Consider the following 15,101-nt stretch of genomic DNA (forward strand, 5'->3'; position numbering starts at 1 on the left):
CAGTGCCAACATTCACAAATTACCCTGCATACTGGTTCGTTGCAGTCAAGGATCTTGACGTGCTGAAAATTTTGGGATTCGCTGTCTGGTTTCCTGGGCTTTGGGAATTTTTTGATTTCTTGAACTTCCATCATTTCACCGTCTAACTGCAACTATGTTTAGAGCTTACAGGAATATCCGGTAAGCGTAAAGCTCAGAGGCTAAAGCCTGTGAGATATAAGCGATTCGTAGGATTTTAATCCCCGTCATCAATTCTTACTCAATTTCTATTTTCTCTTGCCATAATTTAGCATTTTATGGATAATACTACCTATACAGGAAGGGTAATCAACCTGTTTAAAAACCCGATTGCTGCCTAAACCGCAGACACTGTACCTTGACAATTAAATCTATCGGGTTCTATTATATGGTCAAATGAACCAATATTTACACGAGCTTTGGCATCGAGGCTAAACAGGTATTTATTTTTATTTATTCCTACCCTCCTGATTATAGGTTTAATAATTATAGTTATTAAAATACTAAATATACCTTTTCCCCCTGGTGGTGATCCACCCCCTACACCATCACCTACTCCTACGGAATCTTCGCCTTCTCCAACTACCACTAGCTCTACTGAACCAGAAAAACCACAAAAAATAGGTGATGAAGTTTATTACCCTTGGAAGCAAGGTACAGACAAGAATGGAAAAACTGCTGAATTCAGGCTTGCTATTTTGTCTATTGGTTATCGTTAGGTAGTTGCAGAATCAAACAAAATTCGCTCTGCATCTAAAATCATAGGGTTAGACCAACTCAAAACGGAACTTGAACAAAAAGGGGAAATATACAAACAAATTCCCAATCTCAATAGAATTATTTCAGTTGGTACTGCTTCTTGTGAAGGTGATTTAAAAAGAGAAGAAAAGAGAGGTTTAGACAAAGCAAGGAAAATTAATGAATTGTTATCAAAAAAATTATTTGAGACTGGTGGGTATATGTTGCTCAATCTGGGTCAATTTAGAAAAGATGACTGTAGACCTGTGAAAAAATCTGATATAATCAGATCAAGCCTTTACTTATAGGTTGAGATAATCATGGAAACAACCACTAAAAAAAAATATATTTATTGGCAAGACGAGGATATGTTTATCGGTTACTTAGAAGAATATCCTGATTATTGGACTCAAGGAAATTCCTTAAAAGAACTCCAGGAGAATTTATTGGACTTGTATCAGGAATTTTCTAGTAATAATATTCCTGCCATTAGAAAAATTGCAGAGTTAGAATTACTGTAAAAAGAAGAGATTTGATTAAAGAATTAGAAGAAATTGGTTGTATTTTTATCAGACATGGTGGTAATCACGATTGGTATCAAAATCCTCTCACAAAAGTTTTACAACCAATTCTTAGACATCGAGAAATTAACGATACTTTAGCTAAACATATTCTAAAAATGTTGCAGAACTCTTAATTTTTTTTGTTGATATTAGTAAATTTCCAAGTTGAGGTAATCAAATATGACACAGGAATTAATAGACCTCAGAAATAGTATTCTAGAACAACGTTACACCGACGCTTTAGCTATTGTTGATGAATTAGAGGGGATGAGTAAACAAGCTATTTTAAGAAATATTCAAGCATTTTTGAGAATTTTGTTAATTCATTTAATCAAAAACCAAATAGAAAACCGATTAACTAATTCTTGGGTTGCTTCTATTCGCAATTCATTGATAGAAATTAAAAAAGTAAATCTCAAAGAAAATAAAAAATCCTATTATATCAATCAAGATGAATGGGATAGTTGGTTAGAAGATGAAATTGAATTAGCCATAGCTGATGCTAGTTTAGAAATAATGAATGGAAAATTTAAGCGTCAGCAACTTTCCCAAATGTTAAACAAACCACAATTAATATTGACTGCAACCGAGTTAATTAACTTCACCTATAATTATCAAGTTAGAGAATTACCAGATATCATTGATGGTTATTTAGGTAATTTACTCGGTGGTGAAGATTGGAAATTAGGGAAAAAGTAAGATATTGATACAAACACATAAATGTTTAAACTGAGTAGCCAATGATCACAAGTAATCAATGAACAATGACTAAACCTTAAAATATGCCAGTTAAATTAACTTTATGCCTTTTGTGACTGTAAGAATCAGCTAAGTCAGACTAGAATTAACCGGGCCAGTTAACCTTTGCTGAAATTCCCAACACAGGAGGTTTAATTTTGACGAAGTTGAAAATTGGTATTAATGGATTCGGTCGAATTGGTAGACTTGTGTTACGTGCTGGTCTTACTAATCCTAATATTGAATTTGTAGGAATTAATGATTTAGTTCCCCCCGATAACCTTGCTTATCTTCTCAAGTACGACTCTACACACGGGAGATTGAAAAGCAAAGTTGCAGCTAGAGAAGACGGGATTGTAATTGATGGTCATTTTGTCCCTTGTGTATCTATGCGAAATCCCGCAGAACTACCTTGGGGTAAATTGGGAGTAGATTATGTGGTTGAATCTACAGGACTTTTCACCGACTACGCTGGGGCGGAAAATCACCTGAAAGCAGGTGCAAAGAGGGTTGTAATTTCTGCACCAACAAAAGAACCTGAAAAGGTAAAAACAATGGTCATGGGTGTAAATCATCACCTATTTGACCCAGCAAAAGACTTGATTGTTTCTAATGCAAGTTGTACTACAAATTGTTTAGCCCCCATTGCTAAAGTCATTAATGATAACTTCGGTTTAGCCGAAGGGTTAATGACCACAGTTCACGCCACAACAGCCACTCAGCCCACTGTAGATGGTCCCAGTCGCAAAGATTGGCGCGGTGGACGAGGTGCAGGTCAAAATATAATTCCCTCTGCTACAGGGGCGGCTAAAGCGGTGGCTTTGGTATTACCAGAATTGAAAGGTAAGTTAACAGGGATGGCTTTGAGAGTTCCTACTCCTGATGTCTCCGTTGTTGATTTAACTTTCAAAACCACCAAAGCCACTTCTTACAAAGAAATCTGTGCAGCGATGAAAAAAGCTGCGGAAGGTAATTTATTAGGTGTGTTGGGTTACACCGATGAAGAGGTAGTATCTACTGATTTTCAAGGTGATTCCCACTCTAGCATCTTTGACGCAGGTGCAGGAATTGAACTGAATAGCAATTTCTTCAAAGTTGTCTCTTGGTATGACAACGAATGGGGTTACTCCAACCGTGTCGTTGATTTGATGTTGTCAATGGCCAAGAAAGAAGGATTGATTTAGGTGAAAGATGACAGGTGACAGTGAAAAGGCAAGAGGCAATACAAAAATCAATGTTCTCCCCGCCTCCTCTGCCCCTCTGCTCCCCTGCCCCCCTGCCTCTTCTAGGGCTTAACGGAGTGTGCTACCTTAACGTTACTCCTTACATACTTATGCGTCGCACTAAAATTGTTTGTACTATAGGACCTGCTACATCTTCACCTGAGAAGTTAGAAGCTTTGGTGCGGGCGGGAATGAATATGGCGCGGTTGAATTTTTCTCATGGTGCTTATGAGGCTCACGCTCAGGTTTTTCATCATTTAAGACAAATTAGCAAGGATTTACATAAGCCAATTGCAATTATGCAGGATTTGTGTGGTCCAAAGATTCGGTTGGGGAAATTACCACCGGAAGGGCTAATGTTAGAAGCTGGTAGTGAGGTGACATTTCTCTTACAGGAGAAGGGTGAAAGTATTGATGAGTTACCCTTGCCTCTACCAACATTATTCGCCATGATGCGATGTGGTGAACCGATTTTAATTAATGATGGTCGAGTAAAATTAACTGTTACCAGTCGTGACGCTGACAGAATCCGCGCTCATGTAAATATTGGTGGTTTGATTTCTTCTCATAAAGGTGTAAATTTACCCGCAACTCCTTTACCTGTAAGTTCGATTACGGAAAAGGATTTAATGGATTTACGTTTTGGGATACAATTGGGAGTAGACTGGGTAGCAGTGTCCTTTGTGCGATCGCCCCAAGACCTCGAACCTGCACGCCGTATGATTGAAGGCGCTGGCTCAAAAATTCGCCTCATTGCCAAAATTGAACGGGCAGAAGCAGTAGAACAGCTAGATGCTATCCTAGAAGCTGCTGACGGTATTATGATTGCGCGTGGTGATTTAGGGGTGGAAGTACCGATTTATGAAGTCCCCCTCATTCAAAAAGAAATTGCTCGTCGTTGTAATCAAGCTGGTAAACCGGTAATTACAGCTACTCAAATGTTAGAGTCCATGATTAGCGCCCCTGACCCCACTCGCGCTGAAGCCACAGACGTTGCTAACTCAATCTTAGATGGAACAGATGCGGTGATGTTGTCTGGAGAAACCGCAATGGGCGAATATCCCATAGCTGCTGTTCAAACTATGCACAATATCGCTTTAAGAACAGAAACCGTACTTCAAGAGGGAAATAGACATTCTTGGAGTCCGAAAGCGGGTAGTTTGACAGTGACAGAATCAGTATCTCAATCGGTGTGTCGCATTGCCTATGAAACCGGTGCAAAAGCGATTCTCTGTAATACAACATCAGGAAGTACAGCCAAACTGGTGTCTAAATATCGTCCTAGCACCCCAATTATTGCTCTTACTTCCGACTGTACCGCTTATCGTCAATTGGCTTTATCTTGGGGTGTAGAACCTTTACTTATTCAACCTGTTCACAATGCTGAAGAAATGTTTGTGAATGTGGTAGACACTGTTGTAGATAGTGGTTTGGTTCAAGAAGGAGACAAGGTGGTGATTACCTCTGGTGTCCCAATTGGTCAATCTGGAACAACAAGTTTAATTAAAGTGCATTCTATTGGACAGCCAATTACGGCATGACGCATCTAAAATAGGTAGTTGGTAATGGGTAATTGGTAATTGGTAATGGGTAATTGGTAATAAAAAAATTCTTACCCCCTGTTCCCTGTTCCCTGTTCCCTAACCACTGACAACGAACAACTGACTACTGACCACTGACATTGGAGTATGTTATGCCTAAGAACTTACTAGAAGCACTACGGGCAGTAACCGTTGTGGTAGCGGATACCGGAGATATCCAATCAATTGAACAGTTTAAACCTCAAGATGCTACTACCAATCCCTCACTGATTACCGCTGCGGCACAAATGCCGGAATATCAGGATATTGTTGATCAAACTTTACTCAAAGCTAAAAAAGATGCTGGCGCTGGTGCTAGTCAAGCCCAGGTGGTATCTCTGGCTTTTGACCGTTTGGCGGTATCTTTTGGATTAAAGATATTGCAAATTATCCCCGGTCGGGTATCTACAGAAGTAGATGCTCGGTTATCTTATGATACAGATGCTACTGTAGCTAAAGCACGGGATTTAATCGCTCAGTATAAAGCTGCTGGTATTTCTAAAGAGCGGGTTTTGATTAAAATTGCCTCCACTTGGGAAGGTATCAAAGCTGGGGAAATTTTGGAAAAAGAAGGTATTCACTGTAACTTAACTTTACTATTTGGTTTGCACCAAGCGATCGCCTGTGCGGAAGCTGGGATCACTTTAATTTCTCCTTTCGTTGGTCGGATTCTTGACTGGTACAAAAAAGATACTGGTCGGGATAGCTATCCCTCCGCAGAAGATCCAGGTGTATTGTCTGTCACCACAATTTATAACTACTATAAAAAGTTTGGTTATAAAACCGAGGTCATGGGCGCTAGTTTCCGTAATATCGGCGAAATTACAGAATTAGCTGGTTGTGATTTACTGACTATTTCTCCTGGTTTGTTGACAGAATTGCAAAACACTGTTGCTGAATTACCCCGCAAACTTGATCCTGCTAAGGTAGCAAATCTATCAATTGATAAAATTTCTCTTGATAAAGCCACCTTTGATCAAATGCACAATGGCGATCGCATGGCTTCTGATAAACTTTCAGAAGGTATTGATGGTTTCACCAAAGCTTTGATTTCTTTGGAAAAACTATTAGCTGAAAGATTGGCTCGTTTAGAAAGTGAAAAGGTAACTGCTTAATAATTGGTGATGGGTAATTGGTAATGGGTAATTGGTAAAATTATTACCTATTTCCTTTTACCTATTACCTGTTTAATCTACTACAAGGCTTTTATTAAATCTTGAAAAATAACCGTTAAATATACTTAAATCACGAATTATCACTAAATTCTTACCTTTGAAGTTTTGTTAAATCAAAATAGTTTAAATCATTAAATATTACAGAAAATAGGAAAAATTACTAATCAAGCTGCTCACTACAAGCATATCCTCAAGATTCTTAACCTTGACTTTATTTAAACCTAATGTAATAGTATTACTATATTTTTAGTGGGTAGCCTAATCCAAATTCATTAAACCTGAATTTGAAACGGAGGAACCAAGTATTTGGGGCTAATCTTATGAGAGACACCTTCCAGTCTTAGCCCGTCAGCTAACTCCGTCGGCAATGGAAGGAACTTCCAAAATCTTGGCTGTAATATCAGTTATGATTGGGGCTTCCTTAAATAAATTTTAGATTTTGGATTTGAGATAAATCTGAAATTTAAAATTGTCATCCCCCGCTTCTCATTGACTAATCGTTTCAAGGGAGAGAAGTTAAAACTGTGAAAATTAAGCCAATGTTAGCACGATTGCAAAGTGCTATCGGTCGTGATGACCTAATTGAACAAATGGTATTAATGCCAGAAGCTCAAAAATCATTTTCCGAAAGAGTTTCTCAGGCTAAATCAGCTAATTTTATTGTGGGCTATAACGGTTCACCTCAAAGTCACACAGCCTTAGATATTGCCTGTTGGATTGCCCACCAAACGAGTTTAGCTACTAACTCTCAAATTACCGTTCAAGCCGTTTATGTAGTAGAAGAAAACTTCAATTGTCAGTCTATTGATATCTTCAATGTTGCTGATAGTAAAGCTCAATTAGAATGCCAATTCAGCAATATATCAAAGCCAGTCCTGTTGCGATTAAATCAAACCAAAGGAACAGCAATTTTACCGCAGTTAGAAAGAGAATCTATAACTTCTATCAATGAAGCAGACAGAATTATTTGGCAAGCAAAAACTCTAGCCCAAGAATGGCAGGGTTCGTTTAAATCTCATCTGCGATTTGGCAACATTGCAAAAGAACTGAAAAAGGTTGTGCAATTAGAAAGTGCAGATATTCTCTTTTTAGGCTGTCAATCTAGTCATCATCCCATGATTGAAACATTAGGTAAAAACTTCCCTTGTACAGTTTTGGGTATTCCCCATTGTATTGATTAATAAACAATAGTCATTACAGCAGTTAATTCAACAAATGGGATTAAATCACCAAGCAAAACCACTATGGCGGTATGCACTTGAATGAGATACAGCCCGCAAATCGTAAATCCTGTAGGGGCGCGGGGCCCGCGCCCTCAAATATATTGCATCAAGCGTGATTACTGATGATTAGTTTTGCAAATACCATCTACACAGTATGCTGATTGATAGGTTTGATAACGCTTCCCAAACAATGTATAACGATGATCCCGAATTTGTTCATAAAACCTATCCCCTGCCCATTTCATTCCCGGTAACATCCGATACGCATCCACAAATATACTACCCAAAGGTAACAATCGTCCAATTTCCTCAGCCGCATTACTACCTTGCCAACGTCTTTCTATAGCATTACCATCAATTAAAATCATACCCTGTTGACAATCTGTCGAGGTAATCCCCCATTGGCATAATGTTTCCTCATCTTGCATAGAAACGTAGCGAAACAGTTTCCCTTGGTCTAAAGTTTCCAATAATTGCACTAAAGTTACACAAAGATTACAGTTGCCATCATAGATCACGTAGTAATTCATAAAATTATTAGCTATAGTATGTTTTTGGTAAGTAGCTTACTTTTGAGTACGTACTTGTAAATTTATCTGTGTTTACTTTACTATATAAACAGTAAAAAAAATACTTCTGTTTGGGCAATTGTGCAAACCAAATCATTATTAAATAGCAAGGTAAAATCATGACTCAAAATACCATTAATTATGTAATTCATGATGGCAATGCTCGTGGACATAATCACATTGATTGGCTCAACAGTTATCATACATTTTCCTTTAGCAGTTTTTATGATCCCAAGCGGATGGGATTCCGTTCTTTACGAGTGATTAATGATGATCTCATTGCTGCTGGTGCAGGATTTCCAACGCATGGACATAAAGACATGGAAATTCTCACTTATGTTTTATCAGGTGCAGTGGAACATAAAGATAGTTTAGGCACAGGTTCGGTAATTCTTCCTGGTGAAGCTCAGGTTATGAGTGCGGGAACTGGGATTATGCACAGTGAATTTAATCCTTCTCAAACTGAAGAATTACACCTACTACAAATCTGGATTTTACCAAATCAGCTAGGCATCAAACCTAGATATGAACAAAAAGCTTTTCCGGTGGAAGAGAAGCAGGGAAAACTGCGTTTAATTGCGGCTGAAGATGGCAGAGATGGGGCTGTAACTATTCACCAAGATGTCTCTTTATATGCAGGAGTTTTAGCCCAAGGTGATGTAGTAAATTATCATGTTCAAAATCATCGTTATGCTTGGTTACAAATAGCGAAAGGTGAAGTAATTTTCAATAATCACGCATTAAAGGCCGGAGATGGCGTAGAAATTACAGGAGAAGAAAAATTAACAATTAGTAGTAATTCAACTGCGGAAATATTGCTGTTTGATTTGGGTTAAAATACTCGTGATCATTTTCATGAAAAATCCTGTAGGGGCGTAGACCCTGCGCCCAAAAATCTGCGCCCAAAACTTAGAGGGTGTTGGAAAACCACATTCAGCATGAGTAAATATACTCAAAATATTTTTACCAGCAGGTTATTTTGCCAAAAAAAGAATTTCATAAAAAAGCTAAAACCCAATCATAATAACCACTTCATGCTTTTTGCCATCTAGGTCGGTATTCAATGAATTTAATCTCAAACCAACTAATTTATTGACAATATTATCAATAAGATTGATTCAGACTTTAGGTAAAGAGCGATCTGCTTGCAGCAGCGCTTCGCTATCGCCCTAATATAGAATTGCGTGTCATTGTCTGAAAGCCTTGTTATCATTGGGTTATGGATAATTCCGAAAATTCAAAAAACACCTGCGGAATGTGGGTTTAAAAATTACCCATTTACCCCAGTCTTGACGCATTTGAGGATTAGGACTAAATGCAGCCGCATAGCAATAACTACAACCATATTGACAACCCCGATAAGGATTGAGGGTAAAGTCATAAGCAGCAATAAACCCAGTCGCTTTCGTTAGCAGTGATTTAGCATTTTGGGCGTAAACTGTAGTATCTCCAAATTTTTCGCGCACGCATTTTGTAGGAGTTTCGTCGCTGTAACCTTCATACCTTGGTTTCACCATATTTTATATTCAAATATACTTTAAATAAAGAATTTAACTGAAATTTTACTACTTCGTCTCCTAACACTTTTTCAACTAAACACCGTCGTGTTAAAGATTGTATAATTTGCAAAAATCTAGCATTGGATAATTCAAAATCAGCAGGTTTTTGGGAAATACCTATAGGTTCATTTTGTGTGGATAACCAGTTAATAACTTTATTTTCTAATTCTGATAAACGGTCTAAATGATTTTCTAAAAGCGCTTCTATATCTCCTAAAAATAGATCATCATTAGCTGTTAAGAATAGGGAAACTTTATTATTAAAAAATTCTCTTATAGTTAATATAATGATATTTAACCAACCAGGATGACCTTGATAAAGTCTTATTAATTCATCCCATTTATCCTCATCTTTTAAGCATTTTTCTCTGAATATTGCTTTAGCATCTTCTCCTAAACCTTGAAGATATAATGTTTTTGTGTATTTGTTTTGAATTTCTAAAGTTTCTATATCTGGAGGTTTTTCCGAACTAATCAAAATTAAACAACTTTGATGAGATGAGGTGGCAATTTGTTGAAAAAATCTACTATAATCTTTATATTCTGTTAAATATTGACCTGCTAAGTTACCAAATTGAAAAATATTATCCACGTCATCAATGATTACTAAACAACGAGATGAGCTAAAATAATCTATGATTTCAGGTAATGGGTTTTGTGATTGAGAAAATAATTGTTTCAGTTCATCTTTAAGAGTTATCAGTTGAGGAAAATTATCAAGACTTCGATAAATAATATAATCAAATTCTGTTTTAATTTCTGAGATTAATTTCAGAGTTAATGCAGTTTTACCAATTCCACTTAATCCATAAATTGTGATTAGTCGAGTTTTATTTTCTAATATCCATTCTTTCAGAGTAAAAATTTCTAAATTTCTACCATATTTATAATTTAATTCTGGTGCTTTTGTTAAGTCAATTCTGAGGGTTTGGTTTTGGGGGTTAGGGGAATTAGAGATTTTTTGTTTATAGTTAGTAGTTTTTATATTTTTGTCACAAATATTAATATTACCTTCATTAACCTGTACACCAAAATTATCCCTTTGAGAAATACTATGTTTCTTTTCCACTTTAGAACGGAAATTATCACTATTAATGTCTTCTCCTAATGCTTGACCTAATTTTTTCCATAATTTAGCTGCTTCTTTTTTAATATGAGATTCACTACAATGAGCATCTTTAGCTATTATAGAATATGCTTGTTTTTGCCAAACACCTGTTAATATTTTTTTCTCTATGGGTGTCAGATTTGATTCAGTTTCCTCAAACATCAAATTATCAATGTATTGTAAAATATCTTCAATATTATTCATCTGTAGTTACACTTGAAACTGTTAAAATTACAATTTTTATCCTATTACAAATTGTAGGGGTTTAGCAATGCTAATAGGTGTCAACTTAACGTAAAACCTCTATCCCGCAAGGAACTCAAGTCATCTCGTTCCCAGTCTCTGACTGGGAATGAATTCTAAAAGGCTCTGCCTTCAATGATATTAGAGGCAGAGCCTCATCAACTGCGTTCCTAGTCTCTGACTAGGAACGAGATATGGTAGGGATTTGAGCTTAAGTTGACACCAATGAGCAATGCTAAACCCCTACCTAGTGGAGTCCAACAAGTAAGCATTTATGGAAAGTTAATTTTTTAACCGTTTTGATTATACACCAGGATATTAAATAAATAAATTTTACCAAATTCTACTAAAAATGCACCAAATTGTACCAAATACACTAAATGTACTGAAATTGTATACCAAATCTTGCTGATGTTTAAATATAACCAAATGTACGAAAAATTATGTACCAAATAATGTACCAAGCAATACTCAGGTCTAGATATAAGGAAGTAAAATAAGTTTGTTAGTAGGATTATAAAACGAAAACATGAACAGCAAAATCTTTTTAACAGGTTTGATGAGCCTTGTCATGGCTAACGCTAGTTTAGCTCCTGCCTTAGCAAACCCCGTAATTGAGCAGAAGAGAACTGAAAAGCAAGAAGTTCAAGATAGTTCTGCTCAAAATTCTGTCGTCCTGACTCCAGCAACCAAAGATACTCCTGGTGCTGTTCAAATGATTCCTGTTAAAGACTATATCGCCCTAAAAGGTGAAGCTAGTCTGGAAGGTAAGCAAATTTTAGAGGTTATGCCTCAAACTTCTGCACGCAATAAAAATGACAAAGATTCTGACAAAAATAATAAATCTAGTTTAACACCAGAAGCAGATTACTTTGTCGTACTTCCTCAAGGTCAAGAACTATCTGCTACAGAATTGGAACAGGTAGAAGGTGAAGGTATTTGGTTTGCAATGGGAGCAGGAGCAGCTATTAATCTAGCACGCACTACCTATTATTGCTATACCCTACCAGGAGCTAGATGCGGAGGGCAAGAGTATGGGAAAGCTGCTGCCACAGGTGCTTTATTCGGTGCGGGTGGCTTTGCATTGAAAGGATATATGGCTGGTACAGCCTATAAATACTACCTCAACACACGGTGGATGCGTTAACAGATTGACTAAATTTTGCAGAAACAAGTGTTGATTGCAAAATCATCATCACTTGTTTTCTTATTTTACCTTTATAAACACTAAAAATAAATAACAGAAAAAACATTTTTAAATAGCAAACCATATATTTTTGTGTGCTTCATTTAAGCTACGTAGGTTGGGTAGAACGAAGTGAAACCCAACATAACATCACATTACATTGACTTTGTTGGGTTTCCTTGCGTCAACCCAACCTACGATTTTCTTATATTAGATAATGTTTCTAAAATGCCACATAAATCAATACAAGTAACGCTGATTTTATGTATTTTGAATTTCAATAATTATACTGCGATCGCTTTACCTAAGCCATATCGAAATATCCGTTATCAAGGAGTAGTAGGACAAACCAGTTACTATACCTGTGAACCCGCAGCAGTAGCCACATTACTAAGATATTATTACGGAATAAATACCAGTGAAACCGAAATCTTAGAGTTATCAAATCAAGCCATTAAAGAAAGTGGTAAAAATCCAGAAGAAGGAAAAGGTATTAATGCTTTTGCTCTTCAAAAAGCCTTAGCTAAAAAAGGTATTTTATCCAGAGGAATTAAAATTTTACCTGCAACTTTATCTGATTATTTTAATCTTGGTGGTGTACCTTTAATTCTTCATGTTACTATACCTCAACTTCATTATGTTTTAGCAGTGGGAATGGTAGGAGATTGGGTAGTCATAGCTGATCCTTCTTGGGGACGGAAAATCATCCATCTCAATGATTTAATTAATGATAAAGGTTTTGAAGGAGTAACATTAATTCCTTTAACACATCGAACTTTATTAAGTCAGGTTAAACAAGAACAAAATAATACCCTGTCTTGGGCTAAAAATCGTTTACACAGATTAGGTAGAGGAGTGCAAAACTAATGAAAAAACTAATTTTAAGCCTGATTATTTCCCTCTTTCCTCTTCCTGTATTATCTCAAGTTCCTATTGATCCTTTAAGATTACCAGATAGTGAAGCGGGAAGTTATGTTTATACATTGGGAATAAATTATAGTCCTTATGGACAACAAAGAGAATTTGTTGATTTTTTTGGTGATCCTGGTACATTGACTCGTATAGATAACAATTTTAATCTTTCTTTTTCGGGAAGTTATAATTTTAATAAGAATATTAGCATCTATGGTAATGTAGTTCCTTCCTTATTCATTAGAGAAGAAAAGCAACAGTTTATCAATGAATCAATCACCACGACAAAAACAGAAACAGATATCACAGGAGGTTTAGCTTTAGAATATCGTTTTGCACCTCAAGCAGTTTTAGATCCTCGATTATCAGTAGGGGTATCCTATCCTTTAGGAATTAATGTCCAAACATCAGCTACATTATTAAAAGACCCAGTAGTTTTATTAGGTTCTTTAGCTTATAACAAATCTTTAGAATTTGATCAAGATAGTATTGCATTCGGTATAGGTGCTGGTTTTATAGCTAATGAACATATTAACTTTAGTGCTACTGCTAGTCATAGCATTCCATTAGAAGATGCTAGTTTTTCTACCACATCTCTTGGTTTTCGGACAGGATATAATTTAAATCAAAAAGGTGGATCAGAACTTGGTTTTAAAACTACTTTAAGTGTTACAGGTGAGGATACAAGAGTAGGATTTTCTTTAGAATATGGTGGTCGTGGTCGTATTGGCAATGTTTTGACTGATTCTAATATTAATAGAAATGAAACCAATAAATCTGAAAATACAACACCTAATACAGAAGCTTCTCCTAATTCAAAAACACCAAATTCAAATATTCAAAATACTGAATCTAGACCACAACAACAATTACCAATAAAACAGAGTGAGAATAATTCAGTAGAATCTAGTAATAACTCTAATGACAATCAAAATTTAGAAAAATCCGTTCAACAACTTTATCGTCGGTTAGAAGAAAAAGATGGTCAAATTGAACAATTACAACAACAAATCAATAAATTACAAGAAAGAATAGAGTTAAAAAATAAATAATTTGCATTTATTCTGTCATCATGAAATAGCTCAGTAAGTTTTATTGCTCGTGATGCAGCCAAAAAGTTATTAGAAGCGCAAAATCAAGATAAAGTCGTCTTTATTAAAATTTAAATAAGATCAGATTCGGTTAAATTCGCTTGTTTCATCAAACTTTTTAGAAGTCCGATTTTTAAATCTTGATTAGCATGAATTGGGATAGAAATATTGATGTCATCTTTTTTAAAACGATGATGACTGCCTTTCACTCTGATTAATTGCCATCCGTTCTTTACCAGTATTTCTGATAATTTCTTACCTGATATTGCTTTCATACACTTAATTCCACTACTCTGTCAGAAGAGCTAAGATTTTCTGGTTCATCTTCTGCATATAAACTGATTACTTCTTTAAGATTCTCTAATACTTCTTCAATGGTTTCTCCTTGAGTGTAACATCCATGAAAAATTGGGACTTCAGCCCAATAACCGCCTTCTTCGGCTGTATGAATTATTGCTTTAATTTTCATAAGGTTGGATTTTCCTGATAATAGGAGTGTGGTCACTTAATATTAAGTATATACAAAAATATATTTTACGTCCAGAATCAATTTGATTTTATTTTAAATAAAGTAAACTACCATACATAATGCAAGAATTAACTAAGAAATTAACCAATTTTCTAACTGTAAATCTTTAACTCTAATTAAATCAGAATCGTGAGAAACCAAAATTAAATTATGAATTATAGCAGTAGCAGCTATTAAAATATCTGCATCTTGAATAATTTTACCTCTGTTTGTTAAATCAGCATGAATTTCCGATGCTTTTTCAAATATTCTCAGATCAACCCATTTAACCCCCACGTTTTACAGATTCATCAAAAATTTGCATTTGCTCTGGAGTCAAATCATTGAGCATTCCTGAAACTAAATGTAAAGATAAAATACTTTTAATCCTTGTCGTTACTTCTTCCTCAGATATACTATTAAGATCAGGAACAGCAAACGGATCAAAATTACGGTTAATTACTTCGAGCATTTTCTGTTTATCTAAGAGGGTGTTTGAAAAGTTTTGAGGGGTAAAATTTTATGCTAATCGCCTCACCATGATCCGGATCATGGCAAGGTAAATAAAAGTCTCTGATGTTTCCGGTAATAATTCATAATCTCTGACCAATCGACGACACCCCATCAGCCAGCCGAAAGTGCGTTCTACGACCCATCGCTTTTTGAG

At 35.9% G+C, this 15,101-nt stretch carries 18 protein-coding genes, 2 pseudogenes and 1 riboswitch; of the genes and pseudogenes, 11 read left to right on the plus strand and 9 right to left on the minus strand.

The features are described from left to right. Positions 1–355: 355 nt before the first annotated feature. Complete coding sequence (locus FJR05_RS14190) at positions 356–607, minus strand: hypothetical protein (RefSeq protein WP_168644699.1); 252 nt, start codon at positions 605–607, stop codon at positions 356–358. Positions 608–1,076: 469 nt separating this feature from the next. Here FJR05_RS14190 and FJR05_RS14195 point away from each other — a divergent pair, with 469 nt between their 5' ends. From FJR05_RS14195 to FJR05_RS14225, 7 genes are all read left to right on the plus strand, one after another. Beyond that, entirely contained in the window at positions 1,077–1,277 is a 201-nt protein-coding gene (locus FJR05_RS14195) for a type II toxin-antitoxin system HicB family antitoxin (RefSeq protein ID WP_168644700.1), read from the plus strand. An 11-nt stretch (positions 1,278–1,288) separates the two neighbouring features. Continuing rightward, on the plus strand, positions 1,289–1,453 hold the full coding sequence (locus FJR05_RS14200; protein ID WP_174783709.1) for a type II toxin-antitoxin system HicA family toxin: 165 nt from the start codon (positions 1,289–1,291) through the stop codon (positions 1,451–1,453). A 46-nt stretch (positions 1,454–1,499) separates the two neighbouring features. Beyond that, a complete protein-coding gene (locus FJR05_RS14205; protein ID WP_168644701.1) occupies positions 1,500–2,018 on the plus strand; it encodes a DUF29 family protein in 519 nt (172 codons plus the stop codon). A 197-nt stretch (positions 2,019–2,215) separates the two neighbouring features. After that, positions 2,216–3,241: a type I glyceraldehyde-3-phosphate dehydrogenase gene (gap, locus tag FJR05_RS14210; RefSeq protein WP_168644702.1), complete on the plus strand. Its 1,026-nt coding sequence runs from the start codon at positions 2,216–2,218 to the stop codon at positions 3,239–3,241. Positions 3,242–3,390: 149 nt separating this feature from the next. Next, positions 3,391–4,821: a pyruvate kinase gene (pyk, locus tag FJR05_RS14215; protein WP_168644703.1), complete on the plus strand. Its 1,431-nt coding sequence runs from the start codon at positions 3,391–3,393 to the stop codon at positions 4,819–4,821. A 152-nt stretch (positions 4,822–4,973) separates the two neighbouring features. Next, positions 4,974–5,975, plus strand: coding sequence for a transaldolase (locus tag FJR05_RS14220; protein WP_168644704.1), 1,002 nt, complete (start codon positions 4,974–4,976; stop codon positions 5,973–5,975). Between the two features lie 311 nt (positions 5,976–6,286). Next, positions 6,287–6,414: riboswitch (cyclic di-AMP (ydaO/yuaA leader) on the plus strand. Positions 6,415–6,574: 160 nt separating this feature from the next. Next, positions 6,575–7,216: a universal stress protein gene (locus FJR05_RS14225; RefSeq protein ID WP_168644716.1), complete on the plus strand. Its 642-nt coding sequence runs from the start codon at positions 6,575–6,577 to the stop codon at positions 7,214–7,216. Between the two features lie 158 nt (positions 7,217–7,374). Here FJR05_RS14225 and FJR05_RS14230 read toward each other — a convergent pair whose 3' ends face one another. Further along, positions 7,375–7,788 (minus strand): thiol-disulfide oxidoreductase DCC family protein, encoded by a 414-nt coding sequence (locus FJR05_RS14230; RefSeq protein ID WP_168644705.1) that lies wholly within the window; start codon positions 7,786–7,788, stop codon positions 7,375–7,377. A 158-nt stretch (positions 7,789–7,946) separates the two neighbouring features. On the opposite strand from FJR05_RS14230, the gene FJR05_RS14235 reads away from it, so the two are divergent. Then, complete coding sequence (locus FJR05_RS14235) at positions 7,947–8,663, plus strand: pirin family protein (RefSeq protein WP_168644706.1); 717 nt, start codon at positions 7,947–7,949, stop codon at positions 8,661–8,663. A gap of 381 nt (positions 8,664–9,044) precedes the next feature. Here FJR05_RS14235 and FJR05_RS14240 read toward each other — a convergent pair whose 3' ends face one another. After that, positions 9,045–9,344 (minus strand): hypothetical protein, encoded by a 300-nt coding sequence (locus tag FJR05_RS14240; protein ID WP_254446941.1) that lies wholly within the window; start codon positions 9,342–9,344, stop codon positions 9,045–9,047. After that, the gene (locus tag FJR05_RS14245) at positions 9,325–10,698 is read right to left on the minus strand and encodes an AAA family ATPase (RefSeq protein WP_168644707.1); all 1,374 of its coding nucleotides are present in this window, start codon (positions 10,696–10,698) and stop codon (positions 9,325–9,327) included. The genes FJR05_RS14240 and FJR05_RS14245 overlap by 20 nt, the downstream gene beginning before the upstream one ends. 568 nt (positions 10,699–11,266) lie before the next feature. Here FJR05_RS14245 and FJR05_RS14250 point away from each other — a divergent pair. From FJR05_RS14250 to FJR05_RS14260, 3 genes are all read left to right on the plus strand, one after another. Next, on the plus strand, positions 11,267–11,884 hold the full coding sequence (locus FJR05_RS14250) for a hypothetical protein (protein WP_168644708.1): 618 nt from the start codon (positions 11,267–11,269) through the stop codon (positions 11,882–11,884). Between the two features lie 267 nt (positions 11,885–12,151). Next, complete coding sequence (locus tag FJR05_RS14255) at positions 12,152–12,790, plus strand: C39 family peptidase (RefSeq protein ID WP_168644709.1); 639 nt, start codon at positions 12,152–12,154, stop codon at positions 12,788–12,790. After that, positions 12,790–13,887, plus strand: coding sequence for an outer membrane beta-barrel protein (locus tag FJR05_RS14260; RefSeq protein ID WP_168644710.1), 1,098 nt, complete (start codon positions 12,790–12,792; stop codon positions 13,885–13,887). Before FJR05_RS14255 ends, FJR05_RS14260 begins: the two co-directional genes overlap by 1 nt. Positions 13,888–13,997: 110 nt before the next feature. On the opposite strand, the gene FJR05_RS14265 is transcribed toward FJR05_RS14260, so the two are convergent. The 5 genes and pseudogenes from FJR05_RS14265 to FJR05_RS14285 form a co-directional block, all read right to left on the minus strand. Beyond that, positions 13,998–14,201 carry a type II toxin-antitoxin system HicA family toxin gene (locus tag FJR05_RS14265; protein WP_168644711.1) on the minus strand — a complete coding sequence of 68 codons (204 nt, stop codon included), beginning with the start codon at positions 14,199–14,201 and terminating at the stop codon, positions 13,998–14,000. Then, a complete protein-coding gene (locus tag FJR05_RS14270; RefSeq protein ID WP_168644712.1) occupies positions 14,198–14,395 on the minus strand; it encodes a type II toxin-antitoxin system HicB family antitoxin in 198 nt (65 codons plus the stop codon). Before FJR05_RS14270 ends, FJR05_RS14265 begins: the two co-directional genes overlap by 4 nt. A 132-nt stretch (positions 14,396–14,527) precedes the next feature. Next, positions 14,528–14,713, minus strand: a pseudogene (locus FJR05_RS14275) (PIN domain-containing protein); the annotation flags it as partial. Positions 14,714–14,720: 7 nt separating this feature from the next. Then, positions 14,721–14,921, minus strand: a pseudogene (locus FJR05_RS14280) (hypothetical protein); the annotation flags it as partial. Positions 14,922–14,954: 33 nt separating this feature from the next. Then, positions 14,955–15,101: transposase (locus FJR05_RS14285; RefSeq protein WP_168644714.1), on the minus strand; the 147-nt coding region annotated here is incomplete at its 5' end.

It is taken from the genome of Dolichospermum sp. UHCC 0259, assembly GCF_009711935.1.
In the GTDB taxonomy this organism is placed as follows: Bacteria; Cyanobacteriota; Cyanobacteriia; order Cyanobacteriales; family Nostocaceae; genus Dolichospermum.

Excerpts from the sequence above, each read along its gene's own strand:
- FJR05_RS14195 (WP_168644700.1), top strand. The coding sequence starts at position 1,077 with ATGGAAACAACCACTAAAAAAAAATATATTTATTGGCAAGACGAGGAT.
- FJR05_RS14205 (WP_168644701.1), top strand. The coding sequence starts at position 1,500 with ATGACACAGGAATTAATAGACCTCAGAAATAGTATTCTAGAACAACGT.
- pyk (WP_168644703.1), top strand. The coding sequence starts at position 3,391 with ATGCGTCGCACTAAAATTGTTTGTACTATAGGACCTGCTACATCTTCA.
- FJR05_RS14220 (WP_168644704.1), top strand. The coding sequence starts at position 4,974 with ATGCCTAAGAACTTACTAGAAGCACTACGGGCAGTAACCGTTGTGGTA.
- FJR05_RS14225 (WP_168644716.1), top strand. The coding sequence starts at position 6,575 with ATGTTAGCACGATTGCAAAGTGCTATCGGTCGTGATGACCTAATTGAA.
- FJR05_RS14230 (WP_168644705.1), bottom strand. The coding sequence starts at position 7,788 with ATGAATTACTACGTGATCTATGATGGCAACTGTAATCTTTGTGTAACT.
- FJR05_RS14235 (WP_168644706.1), top strand. The coding sequence starts at position 7,947 with ATGACTCAAAATACCATTAATTATGTAATTCATGATGGCAATGCTCGT.
- FJR05_RS14240 (WP_254446941.1), bottom strand. The coding sequence starts at position 9,344 with ATGGTGAAACCAAGGTATGAAGGTTACAGCGACGAAACTCCTACAAAA.
- FJR05_RS14245 (WP_168644707.1), bottom strand. The coding sequence starts at position 10,698 with ATGAATAATATTGAAGATATTTTACAATACATTGATAATTTGATGTTT.
- FJR05_RS14250 (WP_168644708.1), top strand. The coding sequence starts at position 11,267 with ATGAACAGCAAAATCTTTTTAACAGGTTTGATGAGCCTTGTCATGGCT.
- FJR05_RS14255 (WP_168644709.1), top strand. The coding sequence starts at position 12,152 with ATGCCACATAAATCAATACAAGTAACGCTGATTTTATGTATTTTGAAT.
- FJR05_RS14260 (WP_168644710.1), top strand. The coding sequence starts at position 12,790 with ATGAAAAAACTAATTTTAAGCCTGATTATTTCCCTCTTTCCTCTTCCT.
- FJR05_RS14265 (WP_168644711.1), bottom strand. The coding sequence starts at position 14,201 with ATGAAAGCAATATCAGGTAAGAAATTATCAGAAATACTGGTAAAGAAC.
- FJR05_RS14270 (WP_168644712.1), bottom strand. The coding sequence starts at position 14,395 with ATGAAAATTAAAGCAATAATTCATACAGCCGAAGAAGGCGGTTATTGG.